21 protein-coding genes and 1 pseudogene are annotated in these 17,604 nt (G+C 49.4%); 11 read left to right on the top strand and 11 right to left on the bottom strand.

What is annotated here, in order from left to right; all coding sequences use genetic code 11:
• Nucleotides 1-11: 11 nt before the first annotated feature.
• Nucleotides 12-332 (bottom strand): DUF3007 family protein, encoded by a 321-nt coding sequence (locus tag AACR41_RS15260; RefSeq protein WP_030005830.1) that lies wholly within the window; start codon nucleotides 330-332, stop codon nucleotides 12-14.
• 51 nt (nucleotides 333-383) lie between these two features.
• The gene (gene ndhL / locus AACR41_RS15255) at nucleotides 384-617 is read right to left on the bottom strand and encodes an NAD(P)H-quinone oxidoreductase subunit L (protein WP_030005829.1); all 234 of its coding nucleotides are present in this window, start codon (nucleotides 615-617) and stop codon (nucleotides 384-386) included.
• A 181-nt stretch (nucleotides 618-798) separates the two neighbouring features.
• Here ndhL and AACR41_RS15250 point away from each other — a divergent pair, with 181 nt between their 5' ends.
• The 4 genes from AACR41_RS15250 to AACR41_RS15235 all read left to right on the top strand — a co-directional run bounded on the left by AACR41_RS15250 (nucleotide 799) and on the right by AACR41_RS15235 (nucleotide 6,011).
• Nucleotides 799-3,282 (top strand): glycosyltransferase family 39 protein, encoded by a 2,484-nt coding sequence (locus tag AACR41_RS15250; protein WP_030005828.1) that lies wholly within the window; start codon nucleotides 799-801, stop codon nucleotides 3,280-3,282.
• 79 nt (nucleotides 3,283-3,361) lie between these two features.
• Nucleotides 3,362-3,949 (top strand): peroxiredoxin, encoded by a 588-nt coding sequence (locus AACR41_RS15245; protein ID WP_030005827.1) that lies wholly within the window; start codon nucleotides 3,362-3,364, stop codon nucleotides 3,947-3,949.
• Between the two features lie 69 nt (nucleotides 3,950-4,018).
• Entirely contained in the window at nucleotides 4,019-5,377 is a 1,359-nt protein-coding gene (gene rlmD / locus AACR41_RS15240; RefSeq protein ID WP_030005826.1) for a 23S rRNA (uracil(1939)-C(5))-methyltransferase RlmD, read from the top strand.
• Between the two features lie 169 nt (nucleotides 5,378-5,546).
• A complete protein-coding gene (locus tag AACR41_RS15235; RefSeq protein WP_012306187.1) occupies nucleotides 5,547-6,011 on the top strand; it encodes an ATP-binding protein in 465 nt (154 codons plus the stop codon).
• 228 nt (nucleotides 6,012-6,239) lie between these two features.
• Here AACR41_RS15235 and AACR41_RS15230 read toward each other — a convergent pair whose 3' ends face one another.
• Nucleotides 6,240-6,560, bottom strand: coding sequence for a hypothetical protein (locus AACR41_RS15230; protein ID WP_012306186.1), 321 nt, complete (start codon nucleotides 6,558-6,560; stop codon nucleotides 6,240-6,242).
• Nucleotides 6,561-6,675: 115 nt separating this feature from the next.
• Nucleotides 6,676-6,858 (bottom strand): hypothetical protein, encoded by a 183-nt coding sequence (locus tag AACR41_RS15225; protein WP_152550954.1) that lies wholly within the window; start codon nucleotides 6,856-6,858, stop codon nucleotides 6,676-6,678.
• Here AACR41_RS15225 and mtnB point away from each other — a divergent pair, their 5' ends adjacent.
• Genes mtnB through mtnC form a run of 3 tightly spaced genes read left to right on the top strand, consistent with a single transcriptional unit; the run spans nucleotide 6,859 to nucleotide 8,707 of the window.
• Nucleotides 6,859-7,497 (top strand): methylthioribulose 1-phosphate dehydratase, encoded by a 639-nt coding sequence (gene mtnB / locus AACR41_RS15220; RefSeq protein ID WP_030005825.1) that lies wholly within the window; start codon nucleotides 6,859-6,861, stop codon nucleotides 7,495-7,497. It begins immediately after the preceding gene.
• Nucleotides 7,494-8,024 carry a 1,2-dihydroxy-3-keto-5-methylthiopentene dioxygenase gene (locus AACR41_RS15215; RefSeq protein WP_030005824.1) on the top strand — a complete coding sequence of 177 codons (531 nt, stop codon included), beginning with the start codon at nucleotides 7,494-7,496 and terminating at the stop codon, nucleotides 8,022-8,024. The genes mtnB and AACR41_RS15215 overlap by 4 nt, the downstream gene beginning before the upstream one ends.
• Complete coding sequence (mtnC, locus tag AACR41_RS15210; RefSeq protein WP_030005823.1) at nucleotides 8,021-8,707, top strand: acireductone synthase; 687 nt, start codon at nucleotides 8,021-8,023, stop codon at nucleotides 8,705-8,707. Before AACR41_RS15215 ends, mtnC begins: the two co-directional genes overlap by 4 nt.
• Before the next feature lie 86 nt (nucleotides 8,708-8,793).
• Here the strand turns inward: mtnC and AACR41_RS15205 are convergent, their stop codons facing one another.
• From AACR41_RS15205 to chlG, 4 genes and pseudogenes are all read right to left on the bottom strand, one after another.
• Nucleotides 8,794-9,750: a M48 family metallopeptidase gene (locus AACR41_RS15205; protein WP_030005822.1), complete on the bottom strand. Its 957-nt coding sequence runs from the start codon at nucleotides 9,748-9,750 to the stop codon at nucleotides 8,794-8,796.
• A gap of 42 nt (nucleotides 9,751-9,792) precedes the next feature.
• Nucleotides 9,793-11,262: an amidophosphoribosyltransferase gene (purF, locus tag AACR41_RS15200; RefSeq protein ID WP_030005821.1), complete on the bottom strand. Its 1,470-nt coding sequence runs from the start codon at nucleotides 11,260-11,262 to the stop codon at nucleotides 9,793-9,795.
• Nucleotides 11,263-11,505: 243 nt separating this feature from the next.
• The gene (locus tag AACR41_RS15195) at nucleotides 11,506-12,195 is read right to left on the bottom strand and encodes a PHP domain-containing protein (protein ID WP_030005820.1); all 690 of its coding nucleotides are present in this window, start codon (nucleotides 12,193-12,195) and stop codon (nucleotides 11,506-11,508) included.
• Between the two features lie 247 nt (nucleotides 12,196-12,442).
• Nucleotides 12,443-13,445, bottom strand: a pseudogene (gene chlG, locus AACR41_RS15190) (chlorophyll synthase ChlG).
• Between the two features lie 202 nt (nucleotides 13,446-13,647).
• Between chlG and pyrF the strand changes: the two are divergent.
• From pyrF to AACR41_RS15170, 4 genes are all read left to right on the top strand, one after another.
• Nucleotides 13,648-14,337, top strand: coding sequence for an orotidine-5'-phosphate decarboxylase (gene pyrF, locus AACR41_RS15185; protein ID WP_030005819.1), 690 nt, complete (start codon nucleotides 13,648-13,650; stop codon nucleotides 14,335-14,337).
• Between the two features lie 96 nt (nucleotides 14,338-14,433).
• On the top strand, nucleotides 14,434-14,694 hold the full coding sequence (locus AACR41_RS15180; protein WP_012306177.1) for a BolA family protein: 261 nt from the start codon (nucleotides 14,434-14,436) through the stop codon (nucleotides 14,692-14,694).
• Between the two features lie 60 nt (nucleotides 14,695-14,754).
• Nucleotides 14,755-15,084 carry a Grx4 family monothiol glutaredoxin gene (gene grxD, locus AACR41_RS15175; protein WP_012306176.1) on the top strand — a complete coding sequence of 110 codons (330 nt, stop codon included), beginning with the start codon at nucleotides 14,755-14,757 and terminating at the stop codon, nucleotides 15,082-15,084.
• A 118-nt stretch (nucleotides 15,085-15,202) separates the two neighbouring features.
• Entirely contained in the window at nucleotides 15,203-15,541 is a 339-nt protein-coding gene (locus AACR41_RS15170) for a hypothetical protein (protein ID WP_030005818.1), read from the top strand.
• Between the two features lie 50 nt (nucleotides 15,542-15,591).
• Here AACR41_RS15170 and AACR41_RS15165 read toward each other — a convergent pair whose 3' ends face one another.
• The 3 genes from AACR41_RS15165 to AACR41_RS15155 form a co-directional block, all read right to left on the bottom strand.
• Nucleotides 15,592-15,849, bottom strand: a complete 258-nt coding sequence (locus tag AACR41_RS15165) for a DUF6761 family protein (protein WP_012306174.1) — start codon at nucleotides 15,847-15,849, stop codon at nucleotides 15,592-15,594.
• Nucleotides 15,850-16,246: 397 nt separating this feature from the next.
• Nucleotides 16,247-16,522: a hypothetical protein gene (locus AACR41_RS15160; RefSeq protein WP_045441371.1), complete on the bottom strand. Its 276-nt coding sequence runs from the start codon at nucleotides 16,520-16,522 to the stop codon at nucleotides 16,247-16,249.
• Nucleotides 16,523-16,939: 417 nt separating this feature from the next.
• Nucleotides 16,940-17,587: a DciA family protein gene (locus AACR41_RS15155; RefSeq protein ID WP_152550953.1), complete on the bottom strand. Its 648-nt coding sequence runs from the start codon at nucleotides 17,585-17,587 to the stop codon at nucleotides 16,940-16,942.
• Nucleotides 17,588-17,604: the final 17 nt, after the last annotated feature.

The following is a 17,604-nucleotide window of genomic DNA, read 5'->3' as shown; positions in this document are numbered from 1 at the left end:
AAAGATTACCGTTACTTTTTTGGCGAAGTTTGATCTTCCGTTGCTTCGAGTTCTGCCTGGAGTTGGGCTAATTCTTCTGGGCTCATCTCATCTAAGCGCCGCTGCAGGGCTGCTTCTTCGTAATCTCGCCGCTGTTGATGAAAGGTCATATTGCGGGTTCCTACCCGAAACAGATAGGTTCCCACCCAGACAAACACCACAATTACCAGCAATGCCTGGGACCAGATCCCCGCATCTAAACTTTCGAGGCCCGCAACTTTGAGGCCACCATAGAGTAGCCCACCCACGATGAAAATACCGAAACTGATGGCCAAGATATCAATGCGTCGCATGGTTTTAGGGGGAGAAGTTGGCAAGGATGGGAGAATTCATTCGGCAAAGCCTTAGACTTCGCGACGACGGGGGCGGAAATTCAGGAAAGGGCTTAGGAGTAGCATCCCAGGGAACAAAAAGAAAACGAAGAAATACATCACAAGTCGCTCGATGGAACTGGCGACATACCAACGGTTATTGAGATAAAAATAGAGACCAGCAGGCAAAACGAGCAGGTAGGTCACGCTGAGGCTGAGATAGAGGGTGGCAACAAGGAGGGTTTCAACGGGAATATCAAAGGGCATGGGTTTGTGGTGGTGATGATTTGCTTGGGGATTATTTTATCCTAGTGCCCCAAGGGTCAAGCAAGGTGTGGTGATTTGAGAAATTATTTTTGTCTATGGCAAGGATAAAGAGAAGCTTTACCTTGAGGGATTTTTTCCGATACATTGCAGCTAGGCTAAATCCATCAGGGGAGTTTTAACATTGCAGGATCAGGTCGCAAAATCACCCAGAGCGCCTTGGAAGACTGGGTTAGTTTTATTGGGGTTGTGGCTGGGAATTAATCTCGGCGATCGCCTGTGGTTGAATCTGGATAATACGGTGCCAGCCTGGGATCAATCGAATCACCTCACAGGCAGTTTAAATTTTGTCGAAAATATCCGCCACTTTCCTGGTTGGCAGGAGTTTTGGCAGGTCTCAACGAAATATCCACCATTCCCCTACATTCTTGCGGCCCCTTTTCAAATGCTTTTTGGACAGGGAAATGATCAGGCCTTGTTAATGAATCTCTTCTTAACCGGAGTGTTGATTTGGGCCGTTTTTAGCCTTGGGAAACGCTTGTTTAACCCAACTGTGGGCTGTTATGCCGCCGCAATCACCCTGCTGATGCCCCGGATTTTTCTGTTCCGGCTCCATTACATTACCGATTACACCTTGGTGGTGGCGACGGTTGCGAGTTTTACTTGTTTAACCCATTGGTATTTTGCTGAAAAAAGAAACGTTCAATGGGGTTGGGCGATCGCCTTTGGTTTTTGCCTAGGGCTGGCCATGCTGACTAAACAGAGTTGTCTATTTTTTCTCTTTGTCCCTCTCTGTTGGGCGCTTGTCATCAACTTTAGAAATAAGCAGTGGGAAAAGTTGCTGCAACTTGTGGTTAGCGGCATAACTTCTTTACCCATTTGGTTGGGTTGGTACAGCACAAACTTTATCTACATTTTTAGCCTCTTTGAGGTCGTTAACGACATTGCCCCAGCCGCCGAAGGCGATCCCAAATTAAATACCCTTGCCGCTTGGATCTATTACTGGAAAGATCTCCCCAGTGCGGTCTCTTGGGTGCTTTTTTTGCCGCCTATTGTGGGGTTGATTCTGCATCTGGCCAAAAAACTGCCCTCTCGCAAGACCGTCTATGCTCTGCCTGAAAAAGAAAGCTTTATTTGGCTCGGCATTTATTTTGGGGCGTCTTATCTGATTTTTTCTGGTTTCTACAACAAAGATACCCGCTATATCATGCCCTATCTACCAATTATGGCGGTTTTCTTGGGGTATGGCCTGACCCAGTGGCGCGGTAAATGGCAACCTGTGCGTTGGGGAACCGTGGGTTTAGCTGCAACTTTTTGGCTCATCCAATTGTTTCCTTTGCCAGTCATTGCGGGACTGGTGCCAGATCCTAATTATCCGGATCGGCAGACCTATCCCCACCCAGAAATTATCCAGGAAATTATTCAGGAAACTCCAGATTTAAGAAGTAACTTGGGGGTGATCCCTGGGGTGGCGATCGCCAATAATCACACGCTTAATTACTATGGTGCTCTACGGGATTTTCAGGTGTATGGGCGGAATTTAGGGAGTACTCCAGAACAGTTGGCTCAAGACAAAGAGTCCTTTGATTGGTTCCTCACGAAAACAGGAGAGGACCCCCACCGCAACGCGGATCAGTTGGCCCTCGCGGCGAGTTTAGATACTGATTCTGAGTTTCTGCTCCAGGGGAGTTGGCCACTGCCGGATCAAGATCAGCTAAAGCTCTATCACCGTCGCCAACCTTTGGTTTCTGTCGAAGCTGCTGATACCACTCAAAGTCCTGTGGCATTAAAAAATGTGGCCGTCGCATCAGAGGCGATCGCCGGCCAACCTCTTCCGATTACCTACACTTGGTCGGGAAATCGGCAGGATTTAACCAAGGGTATGGTGTTACTCACTTGGTCGAACGGCGAACAGTTTTGGATCCAGGATCATCAGTTAGCCTTCGGGATGCTACGGGAGGATGCAGAGAACAAAGGCGATCGCCTCGAAATTATTGAACGCACCGCCACCTTACCCCCAGCAGATTTACCAACGGGCCTTTACACTTTGGACGCCCAATATCTCGATCCGGCTACTGGGGAAGCTCGCCCATTGGAGCAACCGACGGTCATTGTAGAAATTTTGTCGGCCACAGGCGAAGTCTTAACACCAACGCAATTAGTGGCCTTGGATTGGCTGACCCAACTGCGGGAAATTGCGCCCCAACTTGGTGGAGGCATTGCGGGTTTAGAGCCATTATTTGCTCACGTCGAACGGCTCAACCAGTACGATCCAGTCCAGGATTATTTACAGCAAGTGGAAGATAGCCTTGCCTATCGCCTCACACAAACGCCAGCCAACGCAACCAACCGCCCCCAACTGCGGGATTGGTATTGGGCCAAAACCCTTGCCCATGCTCTCCAGGAGGAATCTCAGGCCACCATCGAGACCCTGACTCAACTGCAGCAACTGACCCCAGACGATCCCTGGGTGAATGCCTACATCGCTTTCGTCCATCTGTACCGTTGGGAACCCAGACAGGCGGAATTGGCCATTACGCCAGTTTTAGACAAGCTAGGGGATGTCCCAGAAATTCAGGCGATCGCCGGGGTGGCGGCGCTCCTCCAGGGGAAACTCTTCAAAGCCTGGTCAGTGGTGCAAACCCTCAAGGCCCAGGGCGTTTTGTAACCCATTTTCACTGGTTTTCGGGACGAAAAATAGCGGTGTGATACCTTGGGAAAAGATTTTGCGTTGGAACACGATAACCATGGCTGCACAAGTGGGACAATTGGCACCGGACTTTACCGCTACCGCCGTCATTGATCAAGAGTTCAAAACCATTAAGTTGTCCGACTATCGGGGGCAATATGTGGTGTTGTTTTTCTACCCGCTCGATTTCACTTTTGTCTGTCCAACAGAAGTGGGAGCCTTTAGCGATCGCCACGGGGAATTTCAAAAACTCAATACAGAAGTATTGGGCGTTTCCGTAGATAGTGAATTTGCGCACCTCGCCTGGATCCAAACAGACCGCAAAATGGGTGGCGTGGGCGATTTAGCCTTTCCACTGGTGTCTGATTTAAACAAAACCATTAGCACGGCCTACGGCGTCCTCGAACCGGAAGCGGGGATCGCTCTCCGGGGACTTTTTATCATTGACCCGGAAGGAATGATCCAACACATCACCGTGAATAATTTTTCCTTTGGCCGCAGCCTTGATGAAACCTTGCGGGTACTCCAAGCGATTCAGCACGTCCAGACTAATCACAATGAAGTTTGTCCCGTCGATTGGCAAGTGGGCGATCGCACCATGGTGCCAAACCCAAGCGAAGCCCAGGCTTATTTCTCGACCCTCTAGGGAAAAACTGCCGGATTGACCGCAAGAAAGGCTAAAGTGTGAAGGCACTTTGAAAGCGAACTTAGCACCATGCACCAAGGCGATCTGATTGAACTCTCCATCCATGACCTTAATAGCCAGGGGGCTGGGGTCGGTCGCCATGGGGATCAAGTTGTGTTTGTGCCGGATACGGTGCCAGGCGATCGCCTCCAGGTGCGGATCGTCCGTCTCAAGCGCCAATATGCCATCGGTCAACTGCAAAAAGTTTTAGAACCAGCCCCAGAGCGGCGGCGTCCCCCCTGCATCGTGGCGGACAAATGCGGCGGTTGTCAGTGGCTCCAGGTAGAAGATTCTCTACAACAGCAGGTCAAAATCAACGAAATTCAACAGGCCCTCCAGCGCATCGGTGGTTTCCAGGATCTCGACATTCAGCCAATCCTGAGTGGTGACGGGCCATTGAGTTATCGCAATAAGGCCACCTATCCCCTGGGTCGTTCCAGCAGCATGGGCAATGTGCAAGCCGGGTATTACCGCAAAGGAAGCCACCAACTGATCAACCTCAACCAATGCCCAGTACAGGATTCGCGCCTCAATCCCCTCCTGGAAAATGTCAAAATTGACATCCAAAACCAAGGCTGGTCGATCTACAACGAAACCAAACACCAGGGCAAATTACGCCACCTCGCCCTCCGCATTGGCCAGCGCACCGGGAAAATGCTGCTTACTTTGATCTCAACCAGTGCTGATCTGGTGAACCTAGAAACTCAAGCTGAAACCTGGCTCGAAGAATATCCTGGTCTCGTGGGAGTTTGTTTGAACGAAAATCCGAAAAAAGGCAACCTCATCTGGGGTGACACCACAAAGGCGATCGCCGGTCGTCCCTACCTCGAAGAAATCTTTGCGGGGCTAACCCTCAAGCTCCGGCCTGAAACCTTTTTCCAAGTGAATACCAGCGCCGCCGAAGCCCTCCTCACAGCAATCACTCAACAGCTCACCTTTACCGGCGAAGAAATCCTGATCGATGCCTACTGTGGTGTGGGAACCTTCACCCTGCCCCTAGCGAAAAAAGTCCAGCAGGCGATCGGCATCGAAGTTCAAGCAAGCTCGATCCAGCAGGCCTGGGAAAATGCCCACCACAACGATATTCATAATGTGGAATTCCACGCTGGCACCGTGGAGTCAATTCTACCTAGTCTGGATGTCACCGCTGATATCGTGCTCCTTGATCCCCCCCGTAAAGGCTGCGATCGCCAAGTGCTCGATGCTCTCCTTCACAGCAAACCCAAGCAAATTGTCTATATCAGTTGTAATCCTGCAACCCTTGCCCGCGACCTCAAACATCTTTGTGCCACTCAACAGTACCAAATCCAGTGGGTGCAGCCCGCCGACTTCTTTCCCCAAACGCCCCATGTCGAATGCGCCGTTCTCTTGAATTTCGTGGAAACCTAAAATTTTTTGTATAATACAAGGCAGAAACCACGACAAGATCGTTCGGGATTCCCTACAGGCAAACAAACTATGTTGTGACCACTACTTTTTGGGTTTATGCCATAAGCTACCCCACTGAGCCCAGTTTTCCCCATTCATCCCTGCGCACATCCCCAAAGGAGCATTAACTGTGATCGCGATTTCATTGCCGCCGCTAAAATCCCATTGGACGACCCTCAGTTTTGCCTCTACCCTCTACTTAGTCCCGATTCTCGATCTTCTCCTAGACCGTATCCCCAGTGACTGGCGCTACGAAGTTCAACTCGGTCTCCAGGAAGCACTGATTAATGCGGCCAAACATGGTAATCGACTAGATCCCAGCAAAAAAGTCATTGTTCACTTCTACATGGGGGCAGAACAATGCTCATGGATTATTACCGATGAGGGTCAAGGCTTTGACCGTCAGGCTCAATGTTGTCAATTAAATGATGATCTCCTCCCCCCTGAAGAAGATGAATGTGGTCGTGGCCTCTGTTTGCTTTATCAAATTTTCGACCAAATTCACTGGAACGCCGCCGGTAATCAATTACGCCTAAGTAAACGCTTCAGTAGCGCCCCGGTGATCTCCCTAGACTCTGCACCGTCAATCCATTAAGCGGCCCCAGAAAGTCCTCAAAATTTTTCCAGATTTCTCTAGTGCAACCGCTAGCGCCCCTGTTTTATGGGGCTATTTAACTGTTGGGAACCTCGAAAAATTCAAAATTTCGCCAGATCGGCAACGTATCCTCGTTGTTTCAGGCTCAAAAAATCGTCAAAAAAGCAATTAATCGAGGTTCCCTGTTATCTCTGGCTGGGCCTGGGCCATCACTTCCGTAATTCATCCCTAGCTTGCCGTTGCCGGATTAGTGGAGGAAGGGGGCGTACGACGGCTTGGGAAGGTTTTAGAAGATTCGGATTCGCCCATGGGCACGAATTCAATGTGATTGAGTAGCGTTGTCACAAAGGCAAATAAGAGAAAGGGCAAAGATAAGACAACAACAAGGGCAACGGTGGCCAGAGCATAAACTTGCCGGGTTGCACTCCAAAGGGCAAGGGTGGTCGCAAGACTCAGAAAGATGACAATCAGCCAAACAATAATTTGCCCATAAATATCGCCAAAGGTTAGGGTGCAAACCATGCGGTATTTTTTAATTTCGTTATCCATCATCAATAATTGATTTTTAATTTTATTTTGTTTTTAGCCAAAGATGACTGATTGTAGTCAGCATCATGTTCTGGTTGTAAACGATTTATGAGAATGAATGGTCAAAGTTGCAACATCAATTAACAAAGAAAGCAACTAAAAGTTGAGTAAAAACACTTATCTGCAATGGTGTTTTGGCTAAAAATTTCCCGTAAAAAGATAAAGCCCCAGTTGTCGCTAGAAATGTTGCGCTAACCATGACATCAATCAGTAAAATATTAAGATTTGCTTTTATTTTTTCTGCTTTATTTGTGCCCAAATGTCTTTAGAGAACCAGACCCAAAAAGAAAGGCTATGTGCTGTGATACGGCAACTGCATGCCCAGGGAAAATCACCGGCCACTTCGACGAATTATTCATTTTTGGACGAAGATCAAGTTATTTTTGTCTCCCGCAGTGGCGTTGATAAATCTCAATTTCAACCGGAGGATTTTATTGCAGTAGATACAACGGGTTTGCCGCTGCCCCCCAATGAAGGAATTAAGCCTTCGGCAGAAACTTTAATTCACTGCTTTATTTATCAAAACTTTCCGGGAATTACCTGTGTGTTGCATACCCATTCAGTGGCGGCAACGTTGTTGTCTGGGATATTTGCGGCGAAACAGGCTGTTACTTTTAGCGGCTACGAGGTAATTAAGGGGATTGCGAGTCAAACCACCCACGAAACGGCGATCGCCTTACCGATTTTCGCCAATGACCAAGACATGAAATCATTTTGTCAACAACTCGCCCAGCGACAGGAGGAGTTAAATAATTACGGCTTTTTGATCGCAAAACATGGCCTTTATGCCTGGGGAGAAACCTTGGCGATCGCCAAGCGTCATCTAGAGGTTTGGGAGTTCATGTTAGAATGCGAGCTTGAGCAATTGAAAATCACGCCCCCCTTGGCTGCCCGATGACGACGTTATATCAGACCGAATCGAAACAAACCCTGACCGACACCGCGACGATCAAAGATTTTTTAAAAAGCCATGGTATTTGGTTTGAGCAATGGGAAACACCTGCCCAGTTAACCCAGGAGGCGTCCCAAGCAGACATTCTCGCCGCCTATGCCGATGTGCTCGATCCTTTCATGGCGGCCAATGGTTACCAAAGCGCCGATGTGGTGAATATCCACAGTGGCATTGAAAACTACCAAGCGATCCGCGAAAAATTTCTCGCAGAACATACCCACTCCGAAGATGAAGTGCGCTTTTTTGTCGCGGGTCAGGGTTTATTTTGGTTTAACCTCGACGGTACCGCCGTGTTTAATGTTTGTTGCGAAGCTGGTGACTTGATCTCTGTCCCCCAGGGTACTAAGCACTGGTTTGATGCGGGGCCAGTGCCCAATGTGAAAGCCATTCGTATTTTCTCGGATACCGCAGGCTGGACGCCCCACTACACCAGCTCCCAAGTTGAACAACAATACCGCGCCATTACCCTATGATTCAGTTTGTCTTGATGGACATCGAGGGCACAACCACCTCCGTGAGTTTTGTGTTTGATGTGTTGTTTCCTTACTTTCGGGACAATATCCAAAGCATTGCCAACCGGGCCGAGGAACCAGAAATTGCGGCAATCCTCAAGCAAGTACAAGATTTAATTCTTGCCGAAACCGGAATATCTCTCGATCAAACTGGGGCGATCGCCACATTACACCAATGGTCAGTAGAAGACCGCAAAGTTCCTCCCTTGAAAGCAATGCAAGGATTTTTGTGGGAAGAGGGTTACAAAAATGGCGATTTCCGGGGCCATGTTTATCCAGATGTATTGCCCAAACTAAAAGAGTGGCAAAAAGAAGGCATCCAGTTGGGGATTTATTCCTCTGGCTCGGTTAAAGCCCAAAAACTCCTGTTCGGCTACTCTGACTATGGTGACCTCACGGGCTACTTCGATTACTTCTTTGATCTCAAGGTCGGCCAAAAACGAGATGTGCAATCTTATCAGGCGATCGCCCAGACTGTGCAACTGCCCCCTGAGGCAATCCTGTTTCTATCGGATGTCCCTGCCGAATTAGACGCCGCGATCCGAGCCGGATACCAAGCATGGCAACTCGTCCGCCCCGGAACAACTGCTTCTCCGACCCATCAGCAAGTTACGGACTTTGGGGCAATTACAAGCCTGCATTAAGGGGGTGCATTGCTGGCATCGCTCAACATCGCAATTCTAACCTCAGCCCTAGCCATCCCCCTTCAATCCCTTATCCCCCACGGGATTTATTCGGCTCCTTTGGCCTTTTTGATTTCTGCTTTGAGTTCTTCAATTTGACGACGCAAACTGTCTAGATCACTCTCATCTTCGGCACTGACATCCACCGAGCCAGTGCCTGCTTGGGCATAATGACCCTGTTTAATCCGTTGATATTCTTCAGAGGCTTCCCAGGTTTTGATAAAGCTCAAGCGCTCCACCGGGAAAGGATGACTTAAAAATGTCCCATTACCGCCGTTGTAGATCAAAAACTTATAAATTTGGTTCAATTGATCCTGATCAAGTTCATCGTAATCCTGGGACTGTTGGGTAAACTCAGTCAAACTCATTTCGTGGCCGTATTTCGTACTACCGCCGGCGAGCTTCATCATGGTATGCAAAATGGGGTTGAGATCATCCATCACCAGGAGAGCGGCCCGATCCGCCGAAAGTTCCGCCTTCCGCCGCCATTCATAAAAAGCGTAAAGTAACCCTGTGGTGATGACATTACCGAGGCCAAGGGTAATTTCCCCCAGGAAAGAAGCTGCCCCCATGGCCCACATCGCCATTTGGATCAAGATCGTATGGTCGCATTTAATGTGTCCCAACTCGTGGGCCATCACCGTCCGTAACTCTGTTTCATCGAGTAAATCCATTAACCCCGTATTCACCACAATGTAAGGATGATCATGGCCGAGGGCGTAGCTATTCACCATCGGATTTTGGTTGACATAAAGGGTCGGCTCTGGGGAAATATCCAAATCATGGACACATTCCCGAAAAATGCCGTACAGGGTTGAATACTGACGGGGGCCAGCTTTGATATTGTTGCCCATTAAAAAAACCTGCTGGGGTCGTTCGTAGATATATTCCACAAAACGACTGGCCAACAGCTTAAAACCGGGCAGATTACGGAGGGCTTCTTCCGCTTGGCGATCGAGGGGATGACGAAAGGCTTCGCTAGAAATTCCGGGATAGGTCGGCATTAATACTTCCTTTACCGCTCTCAATCCATGGGAACGGCTTTGCTAGACAGTGGCTTTTTCTAACATTAGCTTAGATGACTTGATCGCGTCCGGAATTTCAATGGGATAGTGACCATCGAAGCAGGCAGTACAGAAACTAGAAGTGCGTTCGTTGGTGACATCCAGCATGCCCTCTTTGCTGAGGTAGGTCAGGGAATCAACTTCAATTTGTTTTTCGATTTCAGCCAGGGACTTTGTCGCAGCAATCAGTTGATCTTGACTGTCGGTATCGATCCCGTAGAAACAGGGATGGGTAACAGGGGGCGAGGAAATGCACATATGGACTTCGGCGGCCCCAGCTTGCCGGAGTGCCCGGACAATTTTACGGCTGGTAGTGCCGCGCACAATGGAGTCGTCCACGATGATAATTCGTTTACCTTGGAGGACATCTTTTAGGGGGTTGAGCTTCATGCGGATCCCCACTTCCCGCATGTGCTGGGTCGGTTGAATAAAGGTACGGCCTACGTAGCGGTTTTTAATGAGTCCTTCCCCAAAGGGAATCCCAGAGGCGCGGGAAAAGCCAATGGCGGCGGGAATGCCAGAGTCAGGAACCCCCATGACGAGGTCGGCTTCGATGTTGGATTCTTTGGCCAGTTGCGCCCCCAGGCGGAGACGGTAACTAAAAAGGGTTTCGTCGTGGACAATGCTATCGGGACGGGCAAAGTAGATCATCTCGAAAACGCAGAGCTTCCGGTCTGGTTTTTCAGACCACTGCTGGGCAGCTAGGCCAGATTTGGTGATCCAGACCATTTCGCCTGGTTCGACGTCCCGCAGATAGTCCGCACCAATGATGTCGAGGGCACAGGTTTCAGAAGCCAGAACATAACGGGTGCTGCCATCTCCCTCGGTGAGAGTTCCAATGACAAGGGGACGAACCCCCTGGGGATCCCGCGCACCAATAATGCCGTCCGGGGTGCCGATGACTAGGCTATAGGCACCGGAGCAGAGATTAAAGGCTGCGATCGCCGCTTCAGTCCAATCCTTCCCCTGATCGACATAGATGGCGATCGCCTTAGCGATCATTTCTGAGTCTGTAGTCGTCTGAAAATCTAGACCATCGGCAAGGGACAACAACTTATCCTTCAGCTCGATGGTGTTCACCAGGTTGCCGTTGTGGGCGAGGGCCAAAGTCCCCAGGCGAGTTTCTTCAAGGGCAGGCTGGGCATTGCACTTATGGCTAGAGCCAGTTGTGGAGTAGCGGTTGTGGCCCACAGCCCAAACCCCAGGCAGTTCCTGCAATTTTTCTTCGCTAAAAACTTGGGAAACAAGGCCCATACCTTTGTGCACGTGCATTTGCGTACCGTCAAAGGTCGCGATCCCTGCGGATTCTTGCCCCCGATGTTGGAGCGCGAAGAGTCCGAAATATGCCAGTTTTGCCACTTCTTCCGTTGGGGCATAGATGCCGAAAACACCACAGTATTCCTTGGGTTTGTCGGGAAGATCGTTGGCATAGACAGTTTGAGGGACAGTCATCCTACAGGTTGCACTCCTAGTTAGTGGGTGAAAAAGAGTAAGGAAATTCAGCGGTTACGATGGCTACAATACCACGTCAATGAATGCCTTGAGGGACAAAATCCACAAAGGCTTTAACCCCACTTAATCTCGTTTTAAGGGTCGCGGCATGATTAATGGGGGCAAAGGAGGAAAATATTCCTTAGGTAAGTTTATTTTAGGCCAGAATTTTGCTATGCGGGGATCAAAGTTTCGCAGTGATCCCTAAAGTCGTTGTTGGAGGCTGCGACCATGGGTATCTGTGCCGCAGGTGAGCCATAGATTGTGCCGATGGCCAAGGGCAGCCACCACCGGGGTATGTTTTTGGCTAGGCACCCAGGGTTTTGGGTTGTCGTAGGCGTAATAGGCTTCTACACCATCAATGTTAAGGGATGCTGCTGCCGGGATTAACTCCGTGGCAGGACGACGATAACGGGCGGGATGCGCCAGAACAGCTAACCCTCCAGCGGCATGGATCGCGTCAATAATCACTGCTGCTGCTGCGCGATCGCCTTCCGGAATTTCCCGGTTAAAGTAAGGGGCGATCGCACTGTGATCGGGGTTAAACCCATAGGCAAGGATATGTACCGTGGTATCAAGGAGGATGCCGTTAATTTCGATGCCCGTCCAGAGGTGGGGCAAGGGTCGTGTCGTCTCGTTCTGCTGTCGGCTGAGGTAGCCTTGGGCTTGTTGGTAACCTTGGAGCGTGTGGTGGTCAGTGATCGCAAAGCCTTTTAGACCGATGGCGATCGCCTGGTCAACAATTTCTCTGGGGGTGAGCTGACCATCGGAACAGACCGAATGCATGTGGAAGTTGTATTGATTGGGGCAACTGGTTGCCGTTAGACTGCGCCAAGCCTTTTCGAGCGCTTGCAAATCTTGAGCCGCACTTGGAACAGACAAAGTAGAAGTCATGGCGAAGGCGATCTTTGGCGATCGCAGATTTAAAGGGCGAGCGGGATGGTAATAAAAGGGTAAAGAAAACCTGAAAAAAAGATTAGATATTGCAAATTGTTACAAACAAGATAGCAAAGATTTTTGCCCTTGGGCAGCACCATTAAAAAATCCCCCCGTGTCCTCAACGACCCGGAGAGAAAGAACCCGATCTGCATTGCCGAAAATTTAAGCAAACAAGAGCCAGGTGAAGCCGAGAAAATAAAGCTTAGGAAATCCCCGCATGACCCATCGCAAGGCCTGCCACCAGCATCCCCAACACCAAAAAAGGCTGGGCACTGGCTTGGTATTTCACATCATTTTTCAGGGGATCCCGCAGGAAATACATATCTTGGAAGGTAATTTGGGGAATCACAAGCAGCAAGAGAATCGTGGCATATAACTGTTCGTGGATACTGACCAGGTAACCCGCAATGCCCACCTGAAAAATATCAATCATCAGCACACAAATCCAAGCTGCAGTTCCGACTCCAAACATGACCGGGAGAGATTTTAAACCCAGTTGGCGATCGCCTTCGACGCTCTTGAAATCATTTACAACAGCAATCCCTAGACCCGCAAAACTATAGATCAAGGTCACCACCATCACCGTCGGCGTCAACGTCCCAAACAGCGCGTGGCCAGCCCACCAAGGCAGCGCAATATAACTCGCTCCCAAGGCATAGTTCCCAAGCCAACCATTTTGTTTCAGCTTCAGCGGCGGCGCAGAGTAGATATAAGCAATGAAGCAGCCCACTACCGTTAAGACCAACATCACGGGGAAATCATGGCCCGCCCAACGGTCGAGGAGATAGCTCAAACCGATGCCAGAACCCAGGAGTCCGAGAATTTGCGTCACTACCTGGGGTACAGAAATTGCCCCCGAAGGAATAGGACGGTAGGGTTCATTGATCGCATCAATCTCCCGGTCATAGAAATCATTAAGGGTTTGGGTATAGCCCGTGAGTAAAGGCCCTGACAACAACATACAGGTCATGGCCTTGAGAAAATCTTCGACTCCCCACACATAGCCACCGGAGGATGCTGCCCCGCAAACAACCCCCCCAGATCAGCGGAATCCAGGTGATGGGTTTCATCAATTGCAGGCGAATTTTCCAGATGGAGGTTTCCCCCCCAGCGGCGCCTTTCATGCCGAGGAGTTGGCGAGCCTTAGAACCCTGTTCCTCTGGGGCTGTGGCTGGTTTTGTGTCTGGATTAGGCGTTTCTGTCATGGCGTCTGGATTGGAATATTTTGTACAGAAAAAGAGCGTAAAGGAAAACCACTCGTCATTGGGCATATTACGCCGCAAGGGGTTTATTTTAACCTAGTCCCCGGTGGGATTTTGCCAATGGGTGAGCCTTGGCTCAAAAAGCTCAAAACACCGTTATGCTGAACATGACCGTCTCTAATGAAATTTACGCAAGCAATAACTGATGCAAGATACTGTGATTGTGCCCCTGGATGTGCCGGATCTCCCTGCGGCGATCGCCTTAGTCGAGAGCTTACCGGAGGTCACTTTCTGGAAAGTGGGCCTAGAATTATTTGTCGCCACTGGGCCGGATATTTTGCGCTACCTCAAAGACCAGGGCAAACGCATTTTTCTTGATCTCAAATTCCACGACATTCCCAATACCGTTGCTGGTGCCTGCCGTTCGGCGCGGGCCTATGAAGTAGATCTTCTGACTATTCACGGTGCTGCCGGGGCGATCGCCTTAACGGCTGCCAAAGAAGCCCTCGGAGATTCTCCGACTAAACTAATTGCGATTACTGTCCTTACCAGTATTAGTCCAGACCAGTTGCGGGACGATTTGCAAGTGGATCTGCCCCTCGATGCCTTTGCCCAACACATGGCCAACCTGGCCCAAGGCGCTGGGTTAGATGGGGCGGTGTGTTCCCCCCAGGAAGTGGCGATGCTGCGGCAATGTTGCGGTCAAGATTTCACCTTGGTTTGTCCAGGGGTGCGGCCCACCTGGGCTCAATCAGGGGATCAACAGCGGGTCATGACTCCCCAGGCGGCAATCCAACAGGGGGCAAATCACCTCGTCATTGGCCGACCGATCACCCAGGCCGCAGATCCCCAAGCGGCTTGGCAGAAAATTCAAGCAGAGTTGGCGATCGCCTAAATCATTCACCCCAGCAAATCCAGAGACGGAAGACTAAAGATACAATGGCTTAAGTATTCCTGCTTACATTTAGGATTGATTTCACACTAATTACCTATGGTTAGCTTATCGGCAGTCAAAACCTCCATTGAAACCCATCTTTCCGGAGCCCAAGTGTTCGTGAAAGATCTCACCGGTGGCGGCGATCACCTAGAGGCCATCGTCGTTTCCCCCGACTTTGCGGGTCAATCCCGGGTACGCCAACACCAAATGGTCTATGCTGCCCTCAAGGAGGATTTAGCCTCAGAAGCGATCCATGCTTTAGCCCTGCGGACTTTCACCCCGGAGAAATGGGCAGAAGTGGGTCAACCCACTTAAACGGTCGGGGAAACAATGTTTTCCTGAACCCTTATCAACCCATACTATGAGGAAAAATAGATGTCTTTAACCCCTGAAACCCGCGAAAAAATTGATCAATTGGTCAACAGCAGCAAAATTTTTGTGTTCATGAAGGGCAGTAAGCTAATGCCCCAATGTGGCTTTTCTAACAACGTTGTGCAAATTTTTAACAGTCTCGGCGTTGAATATCAGACCTTTGATGTCCTAGAAGACTACGATGTGCGCCAAGGCATTAAGGAATATTCCAACTGGCCGACGATTCCCCAGGTCTATGTCAATGGAGAATTTGTGGGTGGTTCCGACATCATGATCGAGCTTTACAACTCGAAGGAACTCCATGAAATGCTTGAGGTTGCCCTCGCGTCCTAAGGCGATCGCCTGTTCGAAAACGAAAAATAACTTTGGGAAACAGCGCCACATACCTGTGAAGTCAGAGGCTGTTTCCCGACATTCTGGCCGTCTCAGATAGGCCAAAAATCCCCAGGTTATGCTTAGCCCCGAACTCCATGCTCAGTTACTCCGAGGCGATCGCCTTGCGGCTGAACTGCCCGCCCGCCGTACTGATCACCGTCGCTACATCGTTATTTGTGGCGTCAAAAGTATTCCTACCAAGCATCCCAACTTCGATCATCAGCCTTGGCGTTTTCGCATAAAACACTACGAAATTCACGAAGCATTTCTCGACGAATACCCTGGCGAAGAAAACCTACGGGACTATAAGACTGAAGTTGTTGCCGATTTTGAGACCCTAGAAAAAGCAATTCTTCGTTTGGCTGGAAAGCCTGTTACTTTTCAACACGCTGCTTTTATCGATGCGCCCTACTAACGATCATCTCTCTAGCTATCTAGCCAAAGGTGCAGCCTTAGGGGGTGACTCTAATAATAAAAATCTGTTTCCGTTTGGGTTTGGGGGTAGGCCATCTCAAAATTTGATGGATCCCGCAGAAAACGAAAAACTTCTTCTTCTAAGCGGTGAATCTTATACACTTCAAGGGCTCCCGTGTGGTGAAGACAGGCAATATAACCGTCCATGTATTGACGAATATCTTCATAGCGGTTGCCTCTGCGCCACAGTTCTACCATGGCGTCCGTTAAGCGTTGATAGTAGCGGATGGTGAGACTGTCTTGGAGCATAGTCACGGAAGATTAAAAAAACAGTAGATGAGTCTGGGTACAGAGGGAAACGGTTATCGTGTCACCTGATACCTGTTTCTCTTGGCCCTATTTTAGCGATTTTTGTGAATTGGCGCTGATTTTTTCCTTTTTAAAGGAGATCTCGGCTCTTCGCGCAACAACAAAAATCCCCTTCAAATACCCTAATTGCCGATAATTTTTCTTAAAACAATATTAAGTTTTACCAACAAAAAATAAAAGTATTTCCCAAAATTAATTTTTACACCACGGGGGCGATCGCCGTTATTTTTTCGCTGAACAACACCAGTAAAAAAGCATGGTTGCCCATGCTAAGTTTTTTGCCATCAATTTTTTGTTTTTAAAGCCATTTCTTTGTCGGCCAGAGAGCCAATCCCGACTATTGGGGATGAATCTCAGAATAGGTCGTTGGCAGCGGGGCGATCGCCGTTGGTACTTTTTGGGCCACACATTCCAACGAAAAAGATTTTTCGAGCAATACCAAATCCGTTGTGGGTTCCCAATTGTCTTCAAAAATAGGGAGTGCAAAGGGACAGCTTGTCCAGTCCCCTGCCGCAAACGTTTCGAAGCGTTTACAGATGCCGCCACGACGCCCTTCAGCCTGAAAACAACGACAATGCTTACAAGTGGAGACTGAGCAACTTTGCGGTTTCATAAACGCTCCCCTAGGGACCCCATGTCATAAAAATTTTATTTATGTTTTCATTATGTGACTGTTACCCAGATCACCAGATCCCCTGAAGCTTAATCCCTGCCCTTGATTAACCCGGATCAAGGCACAATTAAAGTTTGTTTTTTTTATATTTGATGTTTCAACTTCTTAACAGTAATTTTAAATAGGTATATGTGCCTGTAACCCTCTAAGATATGGCAAAAACGCAGTCAATTCACTATGGGGATCATTTAACAATCAAGATGTTTTTTCTCTGTATTCCCCCAGAAAAATAAAATAAGCCAGTGATTACGTCCAAAAAACCTTGGCGATCGCCATATTTTTACCGAACATTTCAGAATTCCCACAGCTCAACAGTTGCGATTCCGGCGCTTTGCTTTATTGCCTGCAAAAAGTGAGTTAGGGATCATTCCCAGGGGGAGCACTTTCTGGCTCGGTAGAAGTTTCCGGGGCTGAAGATTCAGGAGGAAGGCCCAAACCTAAGGGTTGTTGTTCCTGCCAAACCTGCACAATACAAAAGCTACAAACCTGCCACCGTTGTAGTTCCCCAGGGGGCGTCGCTCTTTGGCAACGGGGACAGGCAGGTAACCCAGCGAAGAGTTGCTGTTGGGTTTCGGCCCAGTGGCGTGCGGCTTCGAGGGGATCTTGATTTGTTTGACGAGTATCCGGGCGCTGGGGTTGGTCTGGACGAGGGGGGATCTGGCTCGGATGGGGGAGATTTGGGTCGGCGGCCAGGGGGGAATAGGCAGGCCGTCGGTGCCAATGGACGGTAGAAAATCGGAGATCCTTGAGGGGAGGGTTTAGTTGGGCATTGAGCTGGGCCAGCAGGCGGCGGCGCTGGAGATTCAGATGCTGTGACCAGGTGTGATTGGGGGTGGCGACCCACAAAACGTCATCAATGATCCGAATGGGATGACTGTTCGCCAGGCTTTTTTTCGGCAGGATCTTTTGCCAACGCTTATTAACGGCTGTAAAACGTTTTTGGTGCGCCCAGGCGGGTTGGTCAAGCAGATGGTTGAGGAGATGATCAATGGATTGGAATCCCATGGGGCGTCGGAGAATGC

Source organism: Picosynechococcus sp. NKBG042902, from assembly GCF_963864045.1.
In the GTDB taxonomy this organism is placed as follows: domain Bacteria; phylum Cyanobacteriota; class Cyanobacteriia; order Cyanobacteriales; family MRBY01; genus MRBY01.
The sequence above is the reverse complement of the archived record's forward strand: the minus strand, read 5'-3'. Positions and strand labels throughout refer to the sequence as shown.

What these genes read in the sequence shown, in the direction of transcription:
- AACR41_RS15260 (WP_030005830.1), bottom strand. Translation starts at nt 332, where the DNA reads ATGCGACGCATTGATATCTTGGCCATCAGTTTCGGTATTTTCATCGTG.
- ndhL (WP_030005829.1), bottom strand. Translation starts at nt 617, where the DNA reads ATGCCCTTTGATATTCCCGTTGAAACCCTCCTTGTTGCCACCCTCTAT.
- AACR41_RS15245 (WP_030005827.1), top strand. Translation starts at nt 3,362, where the DNA reads ATGGCTGCACAAGTGGGACAATTGGCACCGGACTTTACCGCTACCGCC.
- rlmD (WP_030005826.1), top strand. Translation starts at nt 4,019, where the DNA reads ATGCACCAAGGCGATCTGATTGAACTCTCCATCCATGACCTTAATAGC.
- AACR41_RS15230 (WP_012306186.1), bottom strand. Translation starts at nt 6,560, where the DNA reads ATGGATAACGAAATTAAAAAATACCGCATGGTTTGCACCCTAACCTTT.
- mtnB (WP_030005825.1), top strand. Translation starts at nt 6,859, where the DNA reads ATGTCTTTAGAGAACCAGACCCAAAAAGAAAGGCTATGTGCTGTGATA.
- AACR41_RS15215 (WP_030005824.1), top strand. Translation starts at nt 7,494, where the DNA reads ATGACGACGTTATATCAGACCGAATCGAAACAAACCCTGACCGACACC.
- mtnC (WP_030005823.1), top strand. Translation starts at nt 8,021, where the DNA reads ATGATTCAGTTTGTCTTGATGGACATCGAGGGCACAACCACCTCCGTG.
- AACR41_RS15205 (WP_030005822.1), bottom strand. Translation starts at nt 9,750, where the DNA reads ATGCCGACCTATCCCGGAATTTCTAGCGAAGCCTTTCGTCATCCCCTC.
- purF (WP_030005821.1), bottom strand. Translation starts at nt 11,262, where the DNA reads ATGACTGTCCCTCAAACTGTCTATGCCAACGATCTTCCCGACAAACCC.
- AACR41_RS15195 (WP_030005820.1), bottom strand. Translation starts at nt 12,195, where the DNA reads ATGACTTCTACTTTGTCTGTTCCAAGTGCGGCTCAAGATTTGCAAGCG.
- pyrF (WP_030005819.1), top strand. Translation starts at nt 13,648, where the DNA reads ATGCAAGATACTGTGATTGTGCCCCTGGATGTGCCGGATCTCCCTGCG.
- AACR41_RS15180 (WP_012306177.1), top strand. Translation starts at nt 14,434, where the DNA reads ATGGTTAGCTTATCGGCAGTCAAAACCTCCATTGAAACCCATCTTTCC.
- grxD (WP_012306176.1), top strand. Translation starts at nt 14,755, where the DNA reads ATGTCTTTAACCCCTGAAACCCGCGAAAAAATTGATCAATTGGTCAAC.
- AACR41_RS15170 (WP_030005818.1), top strand. Translation starts at nt 15,203, where the DNA reads ATGCTTAGCCCCGAACTCCATGCTCAGTTACTCCGAGGCGATCGCCTT.
- AACR41_RS15165 (WP_012306174.1), bottom strand. Translation starts at nt 15,849, where the DNA reads ATGCTCCAAGACAGTCTCACCATCCGCTACTATCAACGCTTAACGGAC.
- AACR41_RS15160 (WP_045441371.1), bottom strand. Translation starts at nt 16,522, where the DNA reads ATGAAACCGCAAAGTTGCTCAGTCTCCACTTGTAAGCATTGTCGTTGT.
- AACR41_RS15155 (WP_152550953.1), bottom strand. Translation starts at nt 17,587, where the DNA reads ATGGGATTCCAATCCATTGATCATCTCCTCAACCATCTGCTTGACCAA.